Annotated in this window: 12 protein-coding genes; 8 read left to right on the plus strand and 4 right to left on the minus strand. The window is 63.8% G+C overall.

Features of this window, described 5'->3' with window-relative positions; all coding sequences use genetic code 11:
• Positions 1-5 precede the first annotated feature (5 nt).
• The 6 genes from AC0L18_RS00440 to lexA all read left to right on the plus strand — a co-directional run bounded on the left by AC0L18_RS00440 (position 6) and on the right by lexA (position 6,372).
• Positions 6-1,898: a SurA N-terminal domain-containing protein gene (locus AC0L18_RS00440; RefSeq protein WP_473490188.1), complete on the plus strand. Its 1,893-nt coding sequence runs from the start codon at positions 6-8 to the stop codon at positions 1,896-1,898.
• Complete coding sequence (gene trpD, locus AC0L18_RS00445; protein ID WP_077384095.1) at positions 1,895-2,905, plus strand: anthranilate phosphoribosyltransferase; 1,011 nt, start codon at positions 1,895-1,897, stop codon at positions 2,903-2,905. The genes AC0L18_RS00440 and trpD overlap by 4 nt, the downstream gene beginning before the upstream one ends.
• A 4-nt stretch (positions 2,906-2,909) precedes the next feature.
• Positions 2,910-3,761, plus strand: a complete 852-nt coding sequence (trpC, locus tag AC0L18_RS00450) for an indole-3-glycerol phosphate synthase TrpC (protein ID WP_473490189.1) — start codon at positions 2,910-2,912, stop codon at positions 3,759-3,761.
• Positions 3,762-3,827: 66 nt separating this feature from the next.
• Positions 3,828-4,325: a cyclic pyranopterin monophosphate synthase MoaC gene (gene moaC / locus AC0L18_RS00455; RefSeq protein WP_473490190.1), complete on the plus strand. Its 498-nt coding sequence runs from the start codon at positions 3,828-3,830 to the stop codon at positions 4,323-4,325.
• Positions 4,325-5,530, plus strand: coding sequence for a molybdopterin molybdotransferase MoeA (locus tag AC0L18_RS00460; protein ID WP_473490191.1), 1,206 nt, complete (start codon positions 4,325-4,327; stop codon positions 5,528-5,530). The genes moaC and AC0L18_RS00460 overlap by 1 nt, the downstream gene beginning before the upstream one ends.
• Before the next feature lie 104 nt (positions 5,531-5,634).
• Positions 5,635-6,372 carry a transcriptional repressor LexA gene (gene lexA, locus AC0L18_RS00465; protein WP_023801235.1) on the plus strand — a complete coding sequence of 246 codons (738 nt, stop codon included), beginning with the start codon at positions 5,635-5,637 and terminating at the stop codon, positions 6,370-6,372.
• On the opposite strand, the gene AC0L18_RS00470 is transcribed toward lexA, so the two are convergent.
• Positions 6,366-8,822, minus strand: a complete 2,457-nt coding sequence (locus AC0L18_RS00470) for a ComEC/Rec2 family competence protein (RefSeq protein ID WP_473490192.1) — start codon at positions 8,820-8,822, stop codon at positions 6,366-6,368. The two genes, lexA and AC0L18_RS00470, sit on opposite strands and share 7 nt — an antisense overlap.
• A gap of 103 nt (positions 8,823-8,925) precedes the next feature.
• Here AC0L18_RS00470 and gltX point away from each other — a divergent pair, with 103 nt between their 5' ends.
• A complete protein-coding gene (gltX, locus tag AC0L18_RS00475) occupies positions 8,926-10,350 on the plus strand; it encodes a glutamate--tRNA ligase (RefSeq protein ID WP_473490193.1) in 1,425 nt (474 codons plus the stop codon).
• Positions 10,351-10,531: 181 nt separating this feature from the next.
• Complete coding sequence (gltA, locus tag AC0L18_RS00480) at positions 10,532-11,860, plus strand: citrate synthase (protein WP_473490194.1); 1,329 nt, start codon at positions 10,532-10,534, stop codon at positions 11,858-11,860.
• A gap of 179 nt (positions 11,861-12,039) precedes the next feature.
• Here the strand turns inward: gltA and lpxB are convergent, their stop codons facing one another.
• Genes lpxB through lpxA form a run of 3 tightly spaced genes read right to left on the minus strand, consistent with a single transcriptional unit; the run spans position 12,040 to position 14,918 of the window.
• Complete coding sequence (lpxB, locus tag AC0L18_RS00485; protein ID WP_473490195.1) at positions 12,040-13,206, minus strand: lipid-A-disaccharide synthase; 1,167 nt, start codon at positions 13,204-13,206, stop codon at positions 12,040-12,042.
• Positions 13,196-14,098 carry an LpxI family protein gene (locus AC0L18_RS00490; RefSeq protein ID WP_473490196.1) on the minus strand — a complete coding sequence of 301 codons (903 nt, stop codon included), beginning with the start codon at positions 14,096-14,098 and terminating at the stop codon, positions 13,196-13,198. Before AC0L18_RS00490 ends, lpxB begins: the two co-directional genes overlap by 11 nt.
• On the minus strand, positions 14,085-14,918 hold the full coding sequence (gene lpxA, locus AC0L18_RS00495) for an acyl-ACP--UDP-N-acetylglucosamine O-acyltransferase (protein WP_473490197.1): 834 nt from the start codon (positions 14,916-14,918) through the stop codon (positions 14,085-14,087). Before lpxA ends, AC0L18_RS00490 begins: the two co-directional genes overlap by 14 nt.
• Positions 14,919-14,926: the final 8 nt, after the last annotated feature.

The following is a 14,926-nucleotide window of genomic DNA, read 5'->3' on the forward strand; positions in this document are numbered from 1 at the left end:
TGACCATGCTTGGCATCTTGAGAAGCGCGGCGGGAACCTGGATCGCGAAAGCGCTGCTGATATTGTTGGTGTTGAGCTTCGCCGTCTGGGGCATTTCCGGACAGATGGTCGGTGGTTTTGCAGGCCACGACGCCGTTGTCACGGCCGGCGGCACCAAAGTGTCGATCAACGAGTATCGGCTGGCCTATGACCGGCAGATCAGCGTGATGTCGCAGCAATTCGGCCAGCGCATCAGCCGCGAGCAGGCGACGGCGCTCGGCCTCGACAACCAGGTGCTGGCGCAACTCGTGTCGGGGGCAGTCCTCGATGAGCAGGCCCGCAAGCTCGGGCTTGGGCTGTCCAAGGACCGGCTGGCCCAACTCACGCATGAAGACCCGGCCTTCAAGGGTCCCGGCGGCAACTTCGACAGAAGGACTTTCGAATACATACTGCAACAGGTCGGCATGCGGCCGGAAGACTATCTCAGGAATCGCGCCCAGGTGGCTGTGCGCCAGCAGATCGTCGAGGCGGTTTCGGACGGCCTCAAGGCCCCGAATACGTTCTTGAAGGCGGTCGCGCTTTATCGGGGCGAAGACCGCACCATCGACTATTTGACCTTGCCGAAATCGCTGGTCGAGCCGATCGAAGCGCCATCCGACACTACGCTTTCGGCGTATTTCGAGGAAAACAAGAAGACCTATGCGGCGCCCGAATACCGCAAATTCTCCTATGTCAGGCTCGAGCCGGAAGACATCATGGATGTGAGTGCCGTGACCGACCAGCAGGTCAGCGACGACTACAACAAGAACAAGGGGCGCTACACCACGGCGGAAACGCGCACCATCGAACAGCTCGTGTTCAAAACGCCCGATGCCGCGAAGGCCGCGCTCGATTCACTCAAGACCGGCGCGACCTTCGACAAACTCGTCGCCGCCGAGGGCAAGACGCAGGCCGACACGCTGCTCGGCACGCTGTCCAAGGACAAGATCGCCGACAAGGCGGTGGCGGATGCGGCCTTTGCGCTCAACGTCAACGAAGTCAGCCCGGTCGTTCAGGGCGCCTTCGGTCCGGTGCTGCTGCGCGTCACCGAGATCAAGCCCGAAGTGGTGAAGCCGCTGGCCGAAGTGGCCGCCAACATCCGCAAGGACTTGGCGCTGGGCGAGGCAAGCCGCATTCTGCTCGACGTGCGCGACAGTTACGAAGATAGCCGCGCTTCGGGCAGCACGCTCGAGCAAGCGGCCGAAAAACTGAAGCTGAAGGTCGTCACCGTCGACGCGATCGATCGCACCGGCCTGAGGCCGGACGGCACCATCGTCAAGGATCTGCCGGAATCGCCAGAGCTCATCAAGGCGGTGTTCGATGCCGAACCCGGCACCGAAAATCCCGACCTCACCACCGCCAACAATGGCTTCGTGTTCTACGAGGTGGATTCGGTCACGCCGGCCCGCGACCGCACGCTGGATGAAGTCCGCCAGAAGGTAGTGGCCGACTGGACGGCGGCGGAAACGACCAAGCGGCTCACCGCAAAAGGGCAGGAGCTCGAAAAGCGTCTCGAGGCCGGCACCACGCTCGACGTGATCGCGAGCGAGCTCAAGCTTGAGAAGCAGACCAAGCGCGGCGTCAAGCGCGGGGCGGACGACGCCGATTTCGGCAAGGAAGGGGCGGCTGCGATGTTCGGCGAAGGCGAAGGCGGGACCGGATTAATCCCCTCGCCCACCGGCGACGGACAGATCCTGTTCAGGATCGCCGAAGTCTTCGAGCCTGCCGGAGCCGACGCCAGCTCGGTGCCGGACGACGCGCAGAAATCGTTCACCGCCGGCATGTCCGACGACCTGCTCGACCAATTGGTGGCGCAGCTGCAGACGCAATATGACGTTCGCATCGACCAGACCGCAATTGCCCAAGCCCTGACCAGATGAGCGCGCTCAAGACCCATATTGCCAAGGTCGCCGCCGGCAGCTCCCTTTCCTTCGAGGAAGCGCGCGATGCCTTCGACATCATCATGTCGGGCGACGCTACGCCCGGCCAGATCGGCGGCTTCCTGATGGCGCTGCGCGTGCGCGGCGAGACGGTGAGCGAGATTTCCGGCGCCGTCGCCACCATGCGCGCCAAGATGCTGCGCGTCGACGCGCCGGCTGGCGCCATCGACATCGTCGGCACGGGAGGCGACAATTCGCACAGCGTCAACATCTCGACCGCATCCGCCTTCGTCATCGCCGCCTGCGGCGTGCCGGTGGCCAAGCACGGCAATCGCGGACTGTCCTCGCAGACCGGCGCCGCCGACGTGCTGACCGCGCTCGGCGTCAAGCTCGACATCCCGCCGGAAACGATCGGCCGCTGCATCCACGACGCAGGCGTCGGCTTCATGTTCGCGCCGGCGCATCATCCGGCGATGAAGCATGTCGGCCCGATCCGCGTCGAGCTCGGCACCCGCACCATCTTCAACCTGCTTGGCCCGCTCTCCAATCCGGCTGGTGTCGTCAGGCAGATGGTTGGCGTCTTCTTGCCGGAATGGATCATGCCGGTGGCCGAGACGTTGAAGGCACTGGGCGCCGACCACGCCTGGGTCGCCCATGGCGACGGCTATGACGAGATCACCACCACCGGCGAAACCCAGGTCGCCGAACTGGTCGGCGGCGAGATCCGCAGCTTTACGCTGACCCCGGAAGCGGTCGGGCTGAAGCGGCATACCAAGGACGAATTGCGCGGCGGCGATGCCGCCTACAACGCCCAGGCGCTGCGCGACATGCTGGGCGGCGCTGCCGGTGCCTTTCGCGATACGGTGCTGATGAACGCCGGCGCCGGACTGGTGGTGGCGGGAAAGGCGACGACGCTTGCCGATGGCATGGCGACGGCGGCGCAAGCCATCGACAGCGGCCGCGCGCTGAAGGTGCTTGACCGGCTGGTCGAGATTTCGAACGGATAGCGCCGTGTCTGATATCCTGCGCAAGATCGGAGCCTACAAGCGCGACGAGATCGCGGCGGCGAAGGCGCGGGTGCCGCTTGCCGAAATCAAGGCGCAGGCCAAGGATGCCGACGCACCACGCGGCTTTCTCTCGGCCCTTGAAGCCAAACGCAAATCCGGCAGTTTCGCGCTGATCGCCGAGATCAAGAAGGCGAGCCCGTCCAAGGGCCTGATCCGCGCCGATTTCGATCCGCCGGCGCTGGCCACGGCCTATGCCAAAGGTGGGGCTGCCTGCCTCTCGGTGCTGACCGATGCGCCGTCTTTCCAGGGGGCGCCTGAATTCCTCACCGATGCGCGCAGCGCCGTGACATTGCCGGCTTTGCGCAAGGATTTTCTGTTCGAGCCCTATCAGGTGTTCGAGGCCCGTGCGTGGGGCGCGGACGCCATCCTGATCATCATGGCGAGCGTCGATGACGCCGTGGCCAGGGAACTCGAAACGACGGCGTTCGAGCTCGGCATGGATGCGCTGGTCGAGGTGCATGACGAGGCCGAGACGGAACGCGCGCTGAAACTGTCGTCGCGGCTGATCGGCATCAACAACCGCAATCTGCGGACGTTCGAAACCAGCATCGAGACATCGGAGCGGCTCGCGGCTATGGTGCCGGCCGACCGACTGCTGGTCAGCGAGAGCGGTATTTTCTCGCACCAGGACTGCCGCAGGCTGGAACGGAGCGACATTGGCACTTTCCTCGTCGGCGAGAGCCTGATGCGGCAACAGGACGTGGCCACTGCGACGCACCTGCTTTTGACGGGCAAGGCGCCCGCCAATGCATCTGCCCGAAAATCGGAATCGATGTTCGGAGAGCATGATGCATAGATACAAAGCGTCAGAGTGTACTTTGTGCGTCCAAACGGACGCACGTCGCTCCAGGGTGACCTGACGATGTCGGCCGCCCTCACCCATCTTGGCGCGGAAGGCGAAGCCAATATGGTCGATGTCGGCGACAAGGCGGAGACGACCCGCACGGCAATCGCCGAAGGTCTTGTCTCGATGCGGCCCGAAACGCTGAAAATGATTCTCGACGGCGATGCCAAGAAGGGCGACGTGCTGGGCACGGCGCGCATCGCCGGCATCATGGCGGCCAAGAGGACGCATGAGCTGATCCCGCTCTGCCATCCGCTGCTGTTGACCAAGGTATCGGTAGACATCGAACCTGACGCGACGCTGCCCGGCCTGAAGGTCACGGCGCTGGCCCGCGTCACCGGCAAGACCGGCGTCGAGATGGAAGCGCTGACCGCCGTCTCGGTCGCCTGCCTGACCATCTATGATATGGCCAAGGCGGTCGATCGCGGCATGGCGATCTCCGGCATCAGGCTGGTGGAAAAGACCGGCGGCAAATCCGGCGACTACAAGGCGGATGCCCAGAGGGCAGGCCAATAATGGCGCTGCTTGCGGTCGCCGAGGCGCTCGAGCACCTGCTTGCGGATGCTGCGCCCTTGCAGGCTGAAAGCGTCGCCCTGATGGATGCCGCCGACCGCGTGCTGGCGGAGCCGCTCATGGCGCTCCGCACCCAGCCGCCATTCAACGCGTCGGCCATGGACGGCTATGCCGTGCGGGCCGACGATGTCGCGTCCGTGCCCGCGAGACTTTCGGTGATCGGCATGGCGCCGGCCGGACGAGGCTTTGCCGGAACAGTCGGCCCAGCGCAGGCCGTGCGCATCTTCACCGGCGCGCCGCTTCCCGCAGGCGCCGACACCATCGTCATCCAGGAGAATGTCCGCGACCTCGGTGGCGGCATGGTCGAAGTGACCGCGCCGACGGTTGAAGGCCGCAACATCCGCCGCCTCGGGCTCGATTTCTCGAAGGGCGACGCGCTGCTGGAGAAAGGCCGCCTGCTAGATCCGGCGGCATTGTCGCTGGCGGCGTCGGCCAACCACCAGCAGGTCCGCGTGGTGAAACGGCCGCTGGTCGCCATCATCGCCACCGGCGACGAATTGCTGCCGCCGGGCAGCGACCTTGGCCCCGACCAGATCATCTCCTCCAATGCCTATGGCGTCGCCGCCGCGGCCCGCTCGGTCGGCGCCAGCGCACTCGATCTCGGCATCGCCCCCGACCGCAAGGAGGCGATCGCCGCGCTGGTGACAAAAGCCGTCGACGCAGGCGCGGACGTCATCGTCACGCTGGGCGGCGCCTCGGTCGGCGACCATGACCTCGTCCATGACGTGCTGACCGGCGAAGGCATGGCGCTTGATTTCTGGAAAATCGCCATGCGGCCCGGCAAGCCACTGATGTTCGGGCGGCTGGGCGCCATCCGCTGCATCGGCCTGCCCGGCAATCCGGTGGCCAGCCTGGTCTGCTCGCAGCTCTTTCTGAAGCCGCTGCTGGCGCGGCTCGGCGGCCGCGCCTTCCGCCAGGACATGCGTCAGGCGCGGCTCGGCGCCGCCATGCCGGCCAACGATCTCAGGCAGGACTATGTACGCGCGGAGGTGGAGGAAGAAGCTGGCACGCTTGAGGCAACGCCGTTCAGTATCCAGGATTCCTCGATGCTCAGAATGCTGGCCGACGCCAACGGACTGATCGTGCGCGAGCCATTCGCTCCCGCAGCCGCAGCGGGCGCCGCCTGCAGCGTGCTGATGCTACGCTGAACAAAACGTCAACACATTCATTAAACTTTAAATGGTTGCGGAACACAACTGGAACAGATAGTGTTTGTTCTGGGTTTGTTTTTCTGATTCTGTTGGGGGTCGCGATGCTGACACGCAAACAACATGAACTGCTGATGTTCATTCACGAACGGCTGAAGGAAAGCGGCATTCCGCCCTCGTTCGACGAGATGAAGGAAGCGCTCGACCTCGCCTCCAAATCAGGGATCCACCGGCTGATCACGGCGCTGGAGGAACGCGGTTTCATTCGCCGCCTGCCCAACCGCGCCCGCGCGCTGGAGGTGCTGCGCCTGCCCGATTCGATCGCGCCGGGCCTCAATGCGGCGCGCAAATTCTCGCCGAGCGTCATTCAAGGCTCCCTTGGGCAGGGCGGCCTCGGACGCCAGATCAAGCCGGCGCCGTCGCGCATGCGTGCGGCCGGCAATGACGACGACGTCGTTGCCACCGTCTCCATACCGGTGATGGGCCGCATCGCTGCCGGTGTGCCGATCGACGCCATCCAGCACCAGACGCATTCGATCTCGGTGCCACCGGACATGATCACCGGCGGCACGCACTACGCGCTGGAGGTCAAGGGTGATTCGATGATCGAGGCCGGCATCTTCGACGGCGACACGGTCATCATCCGCAACGCTGACACCGCCCAGCCTGGCGAGATCATTGTCGCTCTGGTCGACGAGGAGGAGGCGACGCTGAAACGATTCCGCCGCAAAGGTGCCTCGATCGCACTGGAAGCCGCCAATCCGGCCTACGAGACGCGCATCTTCGGGCCGGACCGGGTCAAGGTGCAGGGCAAGCTCGTCGGACTGATCCGGCGTTACTGAAGAGCAGGCTTCTTGGGTTTCTCGGCCCTGCGGTATGGCGGCAGGCCCCTCGCCTCGCGCGAAAATCGCCGCTGCTCATGCCAGGGCCTGTATGGCTGTCTGACGGCAAAACGGATTTCTGCGCGCGTCGTCGCCGATAGCGGATCGAAGAAGACGGCGGCACTGCCCATGCGAGCGAGCTGCCGTTTGGTGACGACGAGAACCAGCGGGTTGCGGCAGGGTTTGTAATAGGCTGTGGCGTCGTCGATGATGATCAAATCCGCAAAGGCACAGGCCGGCCGCGCGGTTTTCCGGTCGTCGGCGAGCGCAATGAGCGCGCCGGACGGATGCCGGGCCAGGCACAGGCCGGCAGTGCAGGTGAAAGGCGTTCCCGGCGGCAGGTCGGCCGGGTCGGCGATGTCGAACTGCACATCTCCTTTTTCGAATGTCTCCGGCTCGACGATCGTTGTTGAAACCAGCGCATGTTTCCAGTTGTCGGTGGTGAATTCGTTCGAACGCATCCGGTTGACGGCAAGTTCGCCGCCGCCGATCGGCAGCGCCACCAGATGGGCATCCTCCGAAATCAGCACGTCGGGGGTGCGCGTCTCGGAAATCGTCAGCAGGCCGGCGAGCGCAAAGGGAAGTGCGGCAAGCCGCAGCCATGTCGTCGCCATCGTGGCGATGACCAGGGCGACCGTCACCAGCAGGACCGATTGCAACGAAATCAGGCCGACTGCATCGACCGGCGAACGCTCCGATATCCATCCCGAAATTGCGATCATCGCCGTCAGGCCCTTGCCCATCATATAGAGGAAAGGGCCGTCGAGGCCGAAAGGCATTGCCAAGGCGCTGAGGACGGCCAGGAACATGACGATCGTGACGATCGGCATGACGGCCAGATTGGCGAACAGGCTGAGCGGCGAGACGCGCTGGAAGTGCCAGATGGCGAACAGCGCGGTGGCGCTGCCGGCAATGATGGAGGTCATTGCGATGGTGCCTGCCCCAGCGACGAGCTTGCGCGTGACGAAAGCGACCGGTGACCGTCGCCGTTGCGGCGCCGTGGCCTTGTCGGCACGATAGTCGGACCAACCGGCATAGGCGCCCACGAGAGCCGCAGTCGCGGCGAAGGACATCTGGAAGCTTGCGCCGACCACCTCATGCGGCGACACGACGATGACGACGATGGCCGAAATCGCCAGGTTGCGCATGGTGAGTGCCGCCCGGTCGAACAGCATGGCGACAAGCATTACCGCCAGCATGATGAAGCTGCGTTCAGCCGCGACCACGATACCGGAAAAGATCAGATAGGCAGCGATGGAGACGAGTGCGGCAGCAGCCGCATATTTCTTGACCGGCCGGCGCGACGAAAAGTTGGGAAACAGCGCAAAGGCGCCGCGCAGCAATCCCATGACGGTGCCGGCGACAAGCGCCATGTGCAGGCCGGAAATGGAGATGATGTGGTAGATGCCGGTGCGCCGCATCGATTCGTTTATCTCTTCGGGGATGCCGGCACGCACGCCGACGATCAGCGCAGCGGCAATCTCCCCCTCGGCACCACCGATGCTGTTCCTGATATGGTCGGCTATGGTTTCGCGCGCCTTCTCGATCGACGAAGAAAGGCGTGCGGTTAACGGTGCATCTTCGGAGACAACGATCTTTGGACTGCCGAGGAAAAAGCCACTGGCACCGATACCGGCGAAATAGCTGTCGAAGGAGAAGTCAAAGCTGTCCGGTCTGACCGGGCCAGTCGGAGGCAGAAGCCTCACATAGCCGGTTGCCACCGAGCCTGCGGTCATCTCAGCGGGAATCTTGCGTGCCGATACCCTGACACGTTCGGGCGCATAACGCAGTGTCGGCCGGGCGGTCGACATCACGTCGATGGTCAGCCTGATCCGGCCGTTCGCCATCTGGTCGAGCCTGACGACACGGCCGGTCAGCCGGGTCTGGATTTCCGAACCGAGCATCTTCGTTCCGGCGCGCCAGGTTTCCACCTTGGCGGCGAGCACACCAAGCGCGCACAGCAACGCTGCCATGAAGCACAGATGCGTTTTGCGGCGTGAGCGCGTGACGGCCGCACACAATGCCGTGAGGACCACGACGGCGATGGGCTGGGCAAAGTCCGGTTCGACGGCAAGCGAAAAATAGACGATCACCCCGCATGCCAGAAAAACCGGCACCAGCAGGAAGGCGACGCCGCGGTCGAGTTCCAGGCCGGCTGCCGAGGCCACGCTGTTGCGGACACCGGATGGTGAAAGATGGCTGAGCTGTCGGCGAAAACGAATGACAGGGCCGGGTGCTGAAGCCGGTATCGGCGCCGAGCGATCCGGCGAAAGAGGCTGGATGCCCGGCGGCGACGCAGGCAGCGAAACGGGTAGCGGCTCAGCGTCAGGAACGTCGGCGAACAGCGATCGTTCGCTGACGCTTGCGTTCGCGCCCTCGCTCTCGTCCACGCCGCGGCCTGGTCCAGCCATAGGGTTCGCCCCTTGCGCCCTTGACCTCCTATGCTACATGAACGCGCAACGCGCGAAAGTCCGCGCAGCCACATCCGTTTCCTGCGCTTGCCCCGAGAGTTCCATGTCCGACAAGGTCGTCACCCGTTTTGCCCCTTCGCCCACCGGATTCCTGCATATTGGCGGGGCGCGCACGGCGCTGTTCAACTGGCTGTATGCGAAACACACCGGCGGCAGGATGCTGCTGCGCATCGAGGACACCGATCGCGAGCGTTCGACCGATGCGGCAACCGCTGCCATCCTCGATGGGCTCTCCTGGCTCGGCCTCACCTGGGACGGCGAGCCGGCATCGCAGTTCGAGCGCGCGCCGCGCCACCGCGCGGTCGCCGAGGAGCTGGTGCGCCTCGGCAAAGCCTATTACTGCTATGCGGCGCCGGCTGAGCTGGAGGCAATGCGCGAGAGTGCGCGGGCCAAGGGCTTGCCTCCCCGCTATGACGGCCGCTGGCGCGACCGCGACCCGTCAGAGGCGCCGGTTGGCGCCAGGGGCGCGATCCGCATCAAGGCGCCGGCCGAAGGCGAGACGGTGGTGCATGACCGCGTGCAGGGCGAAGTCCGCTTCCCCAACAAGGACCTCGACGATTTCATCATCCTGCGCTCGGACGGCAACCCGACCTATATGCATGCCGTCGTCGTCGACGACCACGACATGGGCATCACCCATATCATCCGCGGCGACGACCATCTGACCAATGCCGCCCGCCAGATGGTGATCTATCGAGCCTTGGGCTGGGAGGTGCCGTCAATGGCGCATATCCCGCTGATCCATGGCGCCGACGGCGCCAAGCTGTCGAAGCGGCACGGCGCCCTCGGCGTCGAAGCCTATCGCGTCATGGGCTATCTGCCCGAGGCACTGCTCAACTACCTGGCGCGGCTCGGCTGGAGCCACGGCGACGACGAGGTCATGTCGATCGCCGACATGATTGCGTGGTTCGACATCGGCGATGTCAACAAGGGAGCCGCCCGCTTCGACTTCGCCAAGCTCGAGGCGCTGAACGGCGTGCATATGCGGCGCATGAACGACGCCGAATTGCTCGATATCTTCATCAACACCTTGCCCTATCTCGAAGGCGGCCCGGCGATCGCAGCGCGCCTCGACGACACACGCAAGGCGCAGTTGCTGGCCGCCCTGCCCGGCTTGAAGGAGCGCGCCAAGACGCTGGTCGAGCTGGTTGACGGTGCCACCTTCCTGTTTGCCGAGCGGCCGCTGCCGATCGACGAGAAGGCGGCGGCGCTGCTCGGCGGCGAGGCGCGCGAGATCCTGCGGGGCGCCCATGCGGCGCTGAAGGCGATTTCAGGGGATTGGACGGCCGCAGCTGCCGAAGCGGCGATCCGCCAATATGCGCTTGCCGGCGGCCATAAGCTTGGCGCTGTGGCCCAACCTTTGCGCGCCGCGCTCACCGGCAAAAGCACCTCGCCCGGCGTGTTCGACGTGCTTGCCGTGCTTGGCCGCGAGGAAAGTCTGGCGCGCGTCGCGGATCAAATCGATTAGCAAAACTGGCCCAAGAAGATTGGCATTGAAAGGTGGGTTTCGCAGTGCAACATTAGGTCTTGGCCCAATTTGGCACGCAAATCGAATTGCGGGCGCAAACGCGCGAACTCCGATACTTTCGACGTGTTGCGTTGCAGAAATTTTGCCTTTGCCGACATGAGAAAACAAAAAGGAGTTTGCAATGTCCGAAGCTGCGACAAAAATGGAATATGGCGGCAAAACCCACGCGTCGACCGCGAAACTTGAATTCGGCGGCAAAACTCACGAACTCAAGGTGCGAAGCGGCTCGGTCGGACCTGACGTCATCGATATCGGCGCGCTTTACAGCACCACCGGGGCCTTTACCTACGATCCCGGCTTCACCTCGACGGCAAGTTGCGAGTCGGAAATCACTTTCATCGATGGCGATGCCGGCATCCTTTTGCATCGCGGTTATCCGATCGACCAGTTGGCCGAGCACGGCGACTTCCTCGAAGTCTGTTATCTCCTGCTCTACGGCGAACTGCCGACCAAGGCGCAGAAGGACGATTTCGACTACCGGGTGACGCGCCACACCATGGTGCACGAGCAGATGTCGCGCTTCTTCACCGGCTTTCGCCGCGACGCCCACCCGATGGCGGTGATGTGCGGCGTGGTCGGTGCGCTGTCAGCTTTCTATCACGATTCCACCGACATCTCGGACCCCTACCAGCGCATGGTCGCATCGATGCGGCTGATCGCCAAGATGCCGACGATCGCGGCGATGGCTTATAAATACCACATCGGCCAGCCCTTCATTTACCCCAAGAACGAGCTGAATTTCGCGGCCAACTTCCTGCATATGTGCTTTGCCGTGCCGTGCGAGGAATACAAGATTAACCCGGTGCTGGCGCGTGCGATGGAGCGCATCTTCATCCTGCACGCCGATCACGAGCAGAACGCCTCGACCTCGACCGTCCGCCTCGCCGGCTCGTCCGGCGCCAATCCGTTCGCCTGCATCGCCGCCGGCATCGCCTGCCTGTGGGGACCGGCCCATGGCGGCGCTAACGAGGCAGCCTTGAACATGCTGGGCGAGATCGGCCAAGTCGACCACATCCCGGAGTTCATCGCCCGCGCCAAGGATAAGAACGATCCGTTCCGATTGATGGGCTTTGGCCACCGCGTCTACAAAAACTACGATCCGCGCGCCAAGATCATGCAGAAGACCGCACATGAGGTCTTGGGCGAACTCGGCATCAAGGACGATCCGCTGCTCGATATCGCCATGGAACTGGAAAGGATCGCTCTGACCGATTCCTACTTCATCGAGAAGAAGCTTTATCCGAACGTCGATTTCTATTCCGGCATCACGCTGAAGGCGCTGGGTTTCCCCACCACCATGTTCACCGTGCTGTTCGCGGTCGCCCGCACCGTCGGCTGGATCGCGCAGTGGAAGGAGATGATCGAGGATCCGCACCAGAAGATAGGCCGCCCGCGCCAGCTCTATACAGGTGCGCCGGAACGCGACTACGTGCCGATTGCTAAACGGTGAATAGTGAATAGTGAATGGTGAATAGTGAATAGTGAATAGTGAATAGTGAATAGTGAATAGTGAATAGTGAATAGTGAATAGTGAAGCAGGGTCTCTTTGTGACCTGTGGTCAAGCACGATTTTGACCATTCACCATTCACCATTCACCATTCACCATTCACTATTCACCACTTCACCATTCACCGCTTGATACACCTCATCACGACCCCCGCAGCGATGTCGCCCGAAGGTCCGTCGACAGCCATGCGTCTGGCCACCTCGGCAAAACCGTCCTTCTGCCATGCGCGATAGGAAGTGTCGGAAAACAGTGCCTCCAACTGCCGCGCCAGGTAGTGCGGTCGCACATATTCGTTGTAGCTTTCCGGCACGATCGGGCGGTCGGCGATGAGATTGGGCAAGGAGGCGCTCCATACGGTGATCAGGCGTTGGGCCATCCGCATGACCGGATCGAGCCGGTAGCAGGAGATCATCGGCACACTCGACAGCGCCAGTTCCAGCGACACCGTTCCCGATGCGATCAGCGCTGCATCGGCCTTGCCGAAGGCCTGCCATTTGCGCTCGGGATCAAGGATGATCTCCGGCTTCTCGTCCCAGCTTGCCACCGAAGCCCTGACCAGGTCGGCGACATGCGGCACCGTCGGCAACAGCAGGCGCAAGCGGTGTCCGCGCGCACGCAGGATCGAGATCGTCTTGCCGAACGGGCCGGCCAGCCGTCGCACCTCGCCGCGACGCGAGCCGGGCAGCACAAGCAGTGTCTTCACACGATCGTCGGACAGGTCGCGCGGCAGGCTTTGCGCCTTGGCGGCGCCGAGCACGCCCGGATCGTGGGTAAGGCGATGGCCGACATAGGTGCCGGTCGGACCGCCGAGGCGGGCGAGTTCCCTCACTTCGAAAGGCAGTATGCAGAGGATGTGGTCGACATACGGTTTCATCGCCACCGCCCTGCCCGGCCGCCATGCCCAGACGCTCGGGCAGACATAGTGGACGATCGGGATTGCCGGATCGGCGGCACGCACCTTTTTCGCCACGCGCAGCGAAAAATCCGGGCTGTCTATGGTGATGAGGCAGTCCGGCTTTTCATTGGCGACCGCACCGGCCGTCTGGCTGATCCGCCGTATCAGGCGCGGCAGATCGCGCAGAATGGCGCTCAATCCCATTAGCGCGATCTCGCCGCCGTCGAACAGCGGCGTGAGGCCGAGCGCCTGCAAATGCCGGCCGCCGATGCCGACGAGCCGGACCTCGCGGCCGGTCACGCGCTTGAGCGCCTCTACGATGTCGGCGCCAAGCAGATCGCCGGATTCCTCGCCGGCGACGATGGCGATCTTCAGCGGTCGCTCAGTCGCCATGCACCGGCTCCGCAGCAGGCAGGCCGATCACGAACAGGCCGAGCGCGTTGGCGCGAGCGACGACTGTCGGGCCTTCAAGAACCAGCGAGCGGCCGGCTTCGACGGCAATGCCGGCAAGTCCGGCGGCATGCGCCGCCTCGATCGTCTGCGGGCCGATGGAGGGCAGATCGGCGCGCAACTCCTGGCCAGGCTTGGCGCATTTGACCAGGACGCCGCGCGTTCTGCCGGCCAGCCTGCCATGGCCGCGCAACTGCCGTGTTCGATCGAGCAATCCGTCGGTGCCCTCGATGCCTTCCAGCGCGATGGCGCGGCCGCCGATCGCAACAGCCGCCTGGCCGATATCCAGCGCGCCGATGGCCATTGCCGCTGCGTGGGCCGCTTTGATGTCGCGCCAGTCGGATTTCCGCGGCGCTGCCTTGGTCAGCGCGCCTTCGGCGGCGACCAGTTCCGGCACGATCTCATGAGCGCCGACCACCTTGATGCCGCTGCGCTCGACCCTTCGCACGAACAGTTTCAGCACGGTGTCGTCGCCTTGGGTTACACCGACAAGAAGGCTGGGCACCCAGGCGAGCAGGCCGAGATTGAGGCGCATGGCGCTCAGCCTGGGGCGCCGTGTGATATGGCCCGCTGTCACCAGATGGGTAACATGACTATTTTTGAGCGTCGGCAGCAGAGAGCCGACATCCTCCAGCCTCAACGTCGCCTGCTCATAGGCGTCGAAGTCGGATATGCGGTCGACCTCGCCCGCCACTATTACCACGAAGGGAGACTTGCCTTGCACAGCAAGCGCCCTGGCGACTTCGACCGGTAAACTGCCGCCGCCAGCTATGATGCCGATTTTGGCGTCTGGCGCGAGATCAAGGCCCGTCCGGGTGCCCTCAATCTTCGTCATCGGCATCGTCGCCGCCACCGGCCTTGAGCGACGGGACGGCATAGTGCCGCTTACCGCGACTGGCGATGAAATCGATGATCTTCATGGCGGTCGGTGACGAGGCGAATTCCGCCTTGGCGAACTCGATGTTTTCGCCGACGGTTCGGGAGCGATCGAAGATCGTCTTGTAGGCCTTGCGCAGCGTGTGGATCTCGGAGCGCGGCAGGCCGGCGCGCTTCAGGCCGATGATGTTGAGGCCGCGAAGGCTGGCGCGATTGCCGACGGCGATGGCGTAGGGAATGACATCGCCGACGAATGCCGAGCAACCGCCGAGAAAGGCGTTGTCGCCGACGCGGACAAACTGATGAACTGCGCTGAGACCACCGATATAGACGTTGTCGCCGATCTCGCAATGGCCGCCCAACGTCGCCTGATTGGCGAAGGTGGCATTCTTGCCGACGATGCAATCATGCGCGATGTGGGCATAGGCAAGGAAGTTGCCGTTGTCACCGATCGTCGTCTCGCCGCGGCTGGAATCGGTGCCGACGTGCATGGTCACGCCTTCGCGGATCGTGCAGTTCTCACCGATGACCAGCGTGGTGCGGCCGCCCTTGTGCTTGTTGTTTTGCGGCGGCGCGCCCAGTGTCGCCATAGGATAGACTTTGGTCGACGCACCGATGGTGGTCGCGCCGATCACCGAGACGTGGCTGACCAGTTCGACGCGGTCGCCGAGCACCGCGTCGGCGCTGATGTGGCAGAATGGCCCGATGCGGACGCCTTCGCCGATTTTTGCGCCGGCCTCGATGACCGACGATGGATGGATGACTGTCTGGATTTTCATAAGCATTC

It is taken from the genome of Mesorhizobium sp. WSM4819 (genome assembly GCF_055811215.1).

What these genes read in the sequence shown, in the direction of transcription:
- AC0L18_RS00440 (WP_473490188.1), top strand. Translation starts at nt 6, where the DNA reads ATGCTTGGCATCTTGAGAAGCGCGGCGGGAACCTGGATCGCGAAAGCG.
- trpD (WP_077384095.1), top strand. Translation starts at nt 1,895, where the DNA reads ATGAGCGCGCTCAAGACCCATATTGCCAAGGTCGCCGCCGGCAGCTCC.
- moaC (WP_473490190.1), top strand. Translation starts at nt 3,828, where the DNA reads ATGTCGGCCGCCCTCACCCATCTTGGCGCGGAAGGCGAAGCCAATATG.
- AC0L18_RS00460 (WP_473490191.1), top strand. Translation starts at nt 4,325, where the DNA reads ATGGCGCTGCTTGCGGTCGCCGAGGCGCTCGAGCACCTGCTTGCGGAT.
- lexA (WP_023801235.1), top strand. Translation starts at nt 5,635, where the DNA reads ATGCTGACACGCAAACAACATGAACTGCTGATGTTCATTCACGAACGG.
- AC0L18_RS00470 (WP_473490192.1), bottom strand. Translation starts at nt 8,822, where the DNA reads ATGGCTGGACCAGGCCGCGGCGTGGACGAGAGCGAGGGCGCGAACGCA.
- gltX (WP_473490193.1), top strand. Translation starts at nt 8,926, where the DNA reads ATGTCCGACAAGGTCGTCACCCGTTTTGCCCCTTCGCCCACCGGATTC.
- gltA (WP_473490194.1), top strand. Translation starts at nt 10,532, where the DNA reads ATGTCCGAAGCTGCGACAAAAATGGAATATGGCGGCAAAACCCACGCG.
- lpxB (WP_473490195.1), bottom strand. Translation starts at nt 13,206, where the DNA reads ATGGCGACTGAGCGACCGCTGAAGATCGCCATCGTCGCCGGCGAGGAA.
- AC0L18_RS00490 (WP_473490196.1), bottom strand. Translation starts at nt 14,098, where the DNA reads ATGACGAAGATTGAGGGCACCCGGACGGGCCTTGATCTCGCGCCAGAC.
- lpxA (WP_473490197.1), bottom strand. Translation starts at nt 14,918, where the DNA reads ATGAAAATCCAGACAGTCATCCATCCATCGTCGGTCATCGAGGCCGGC.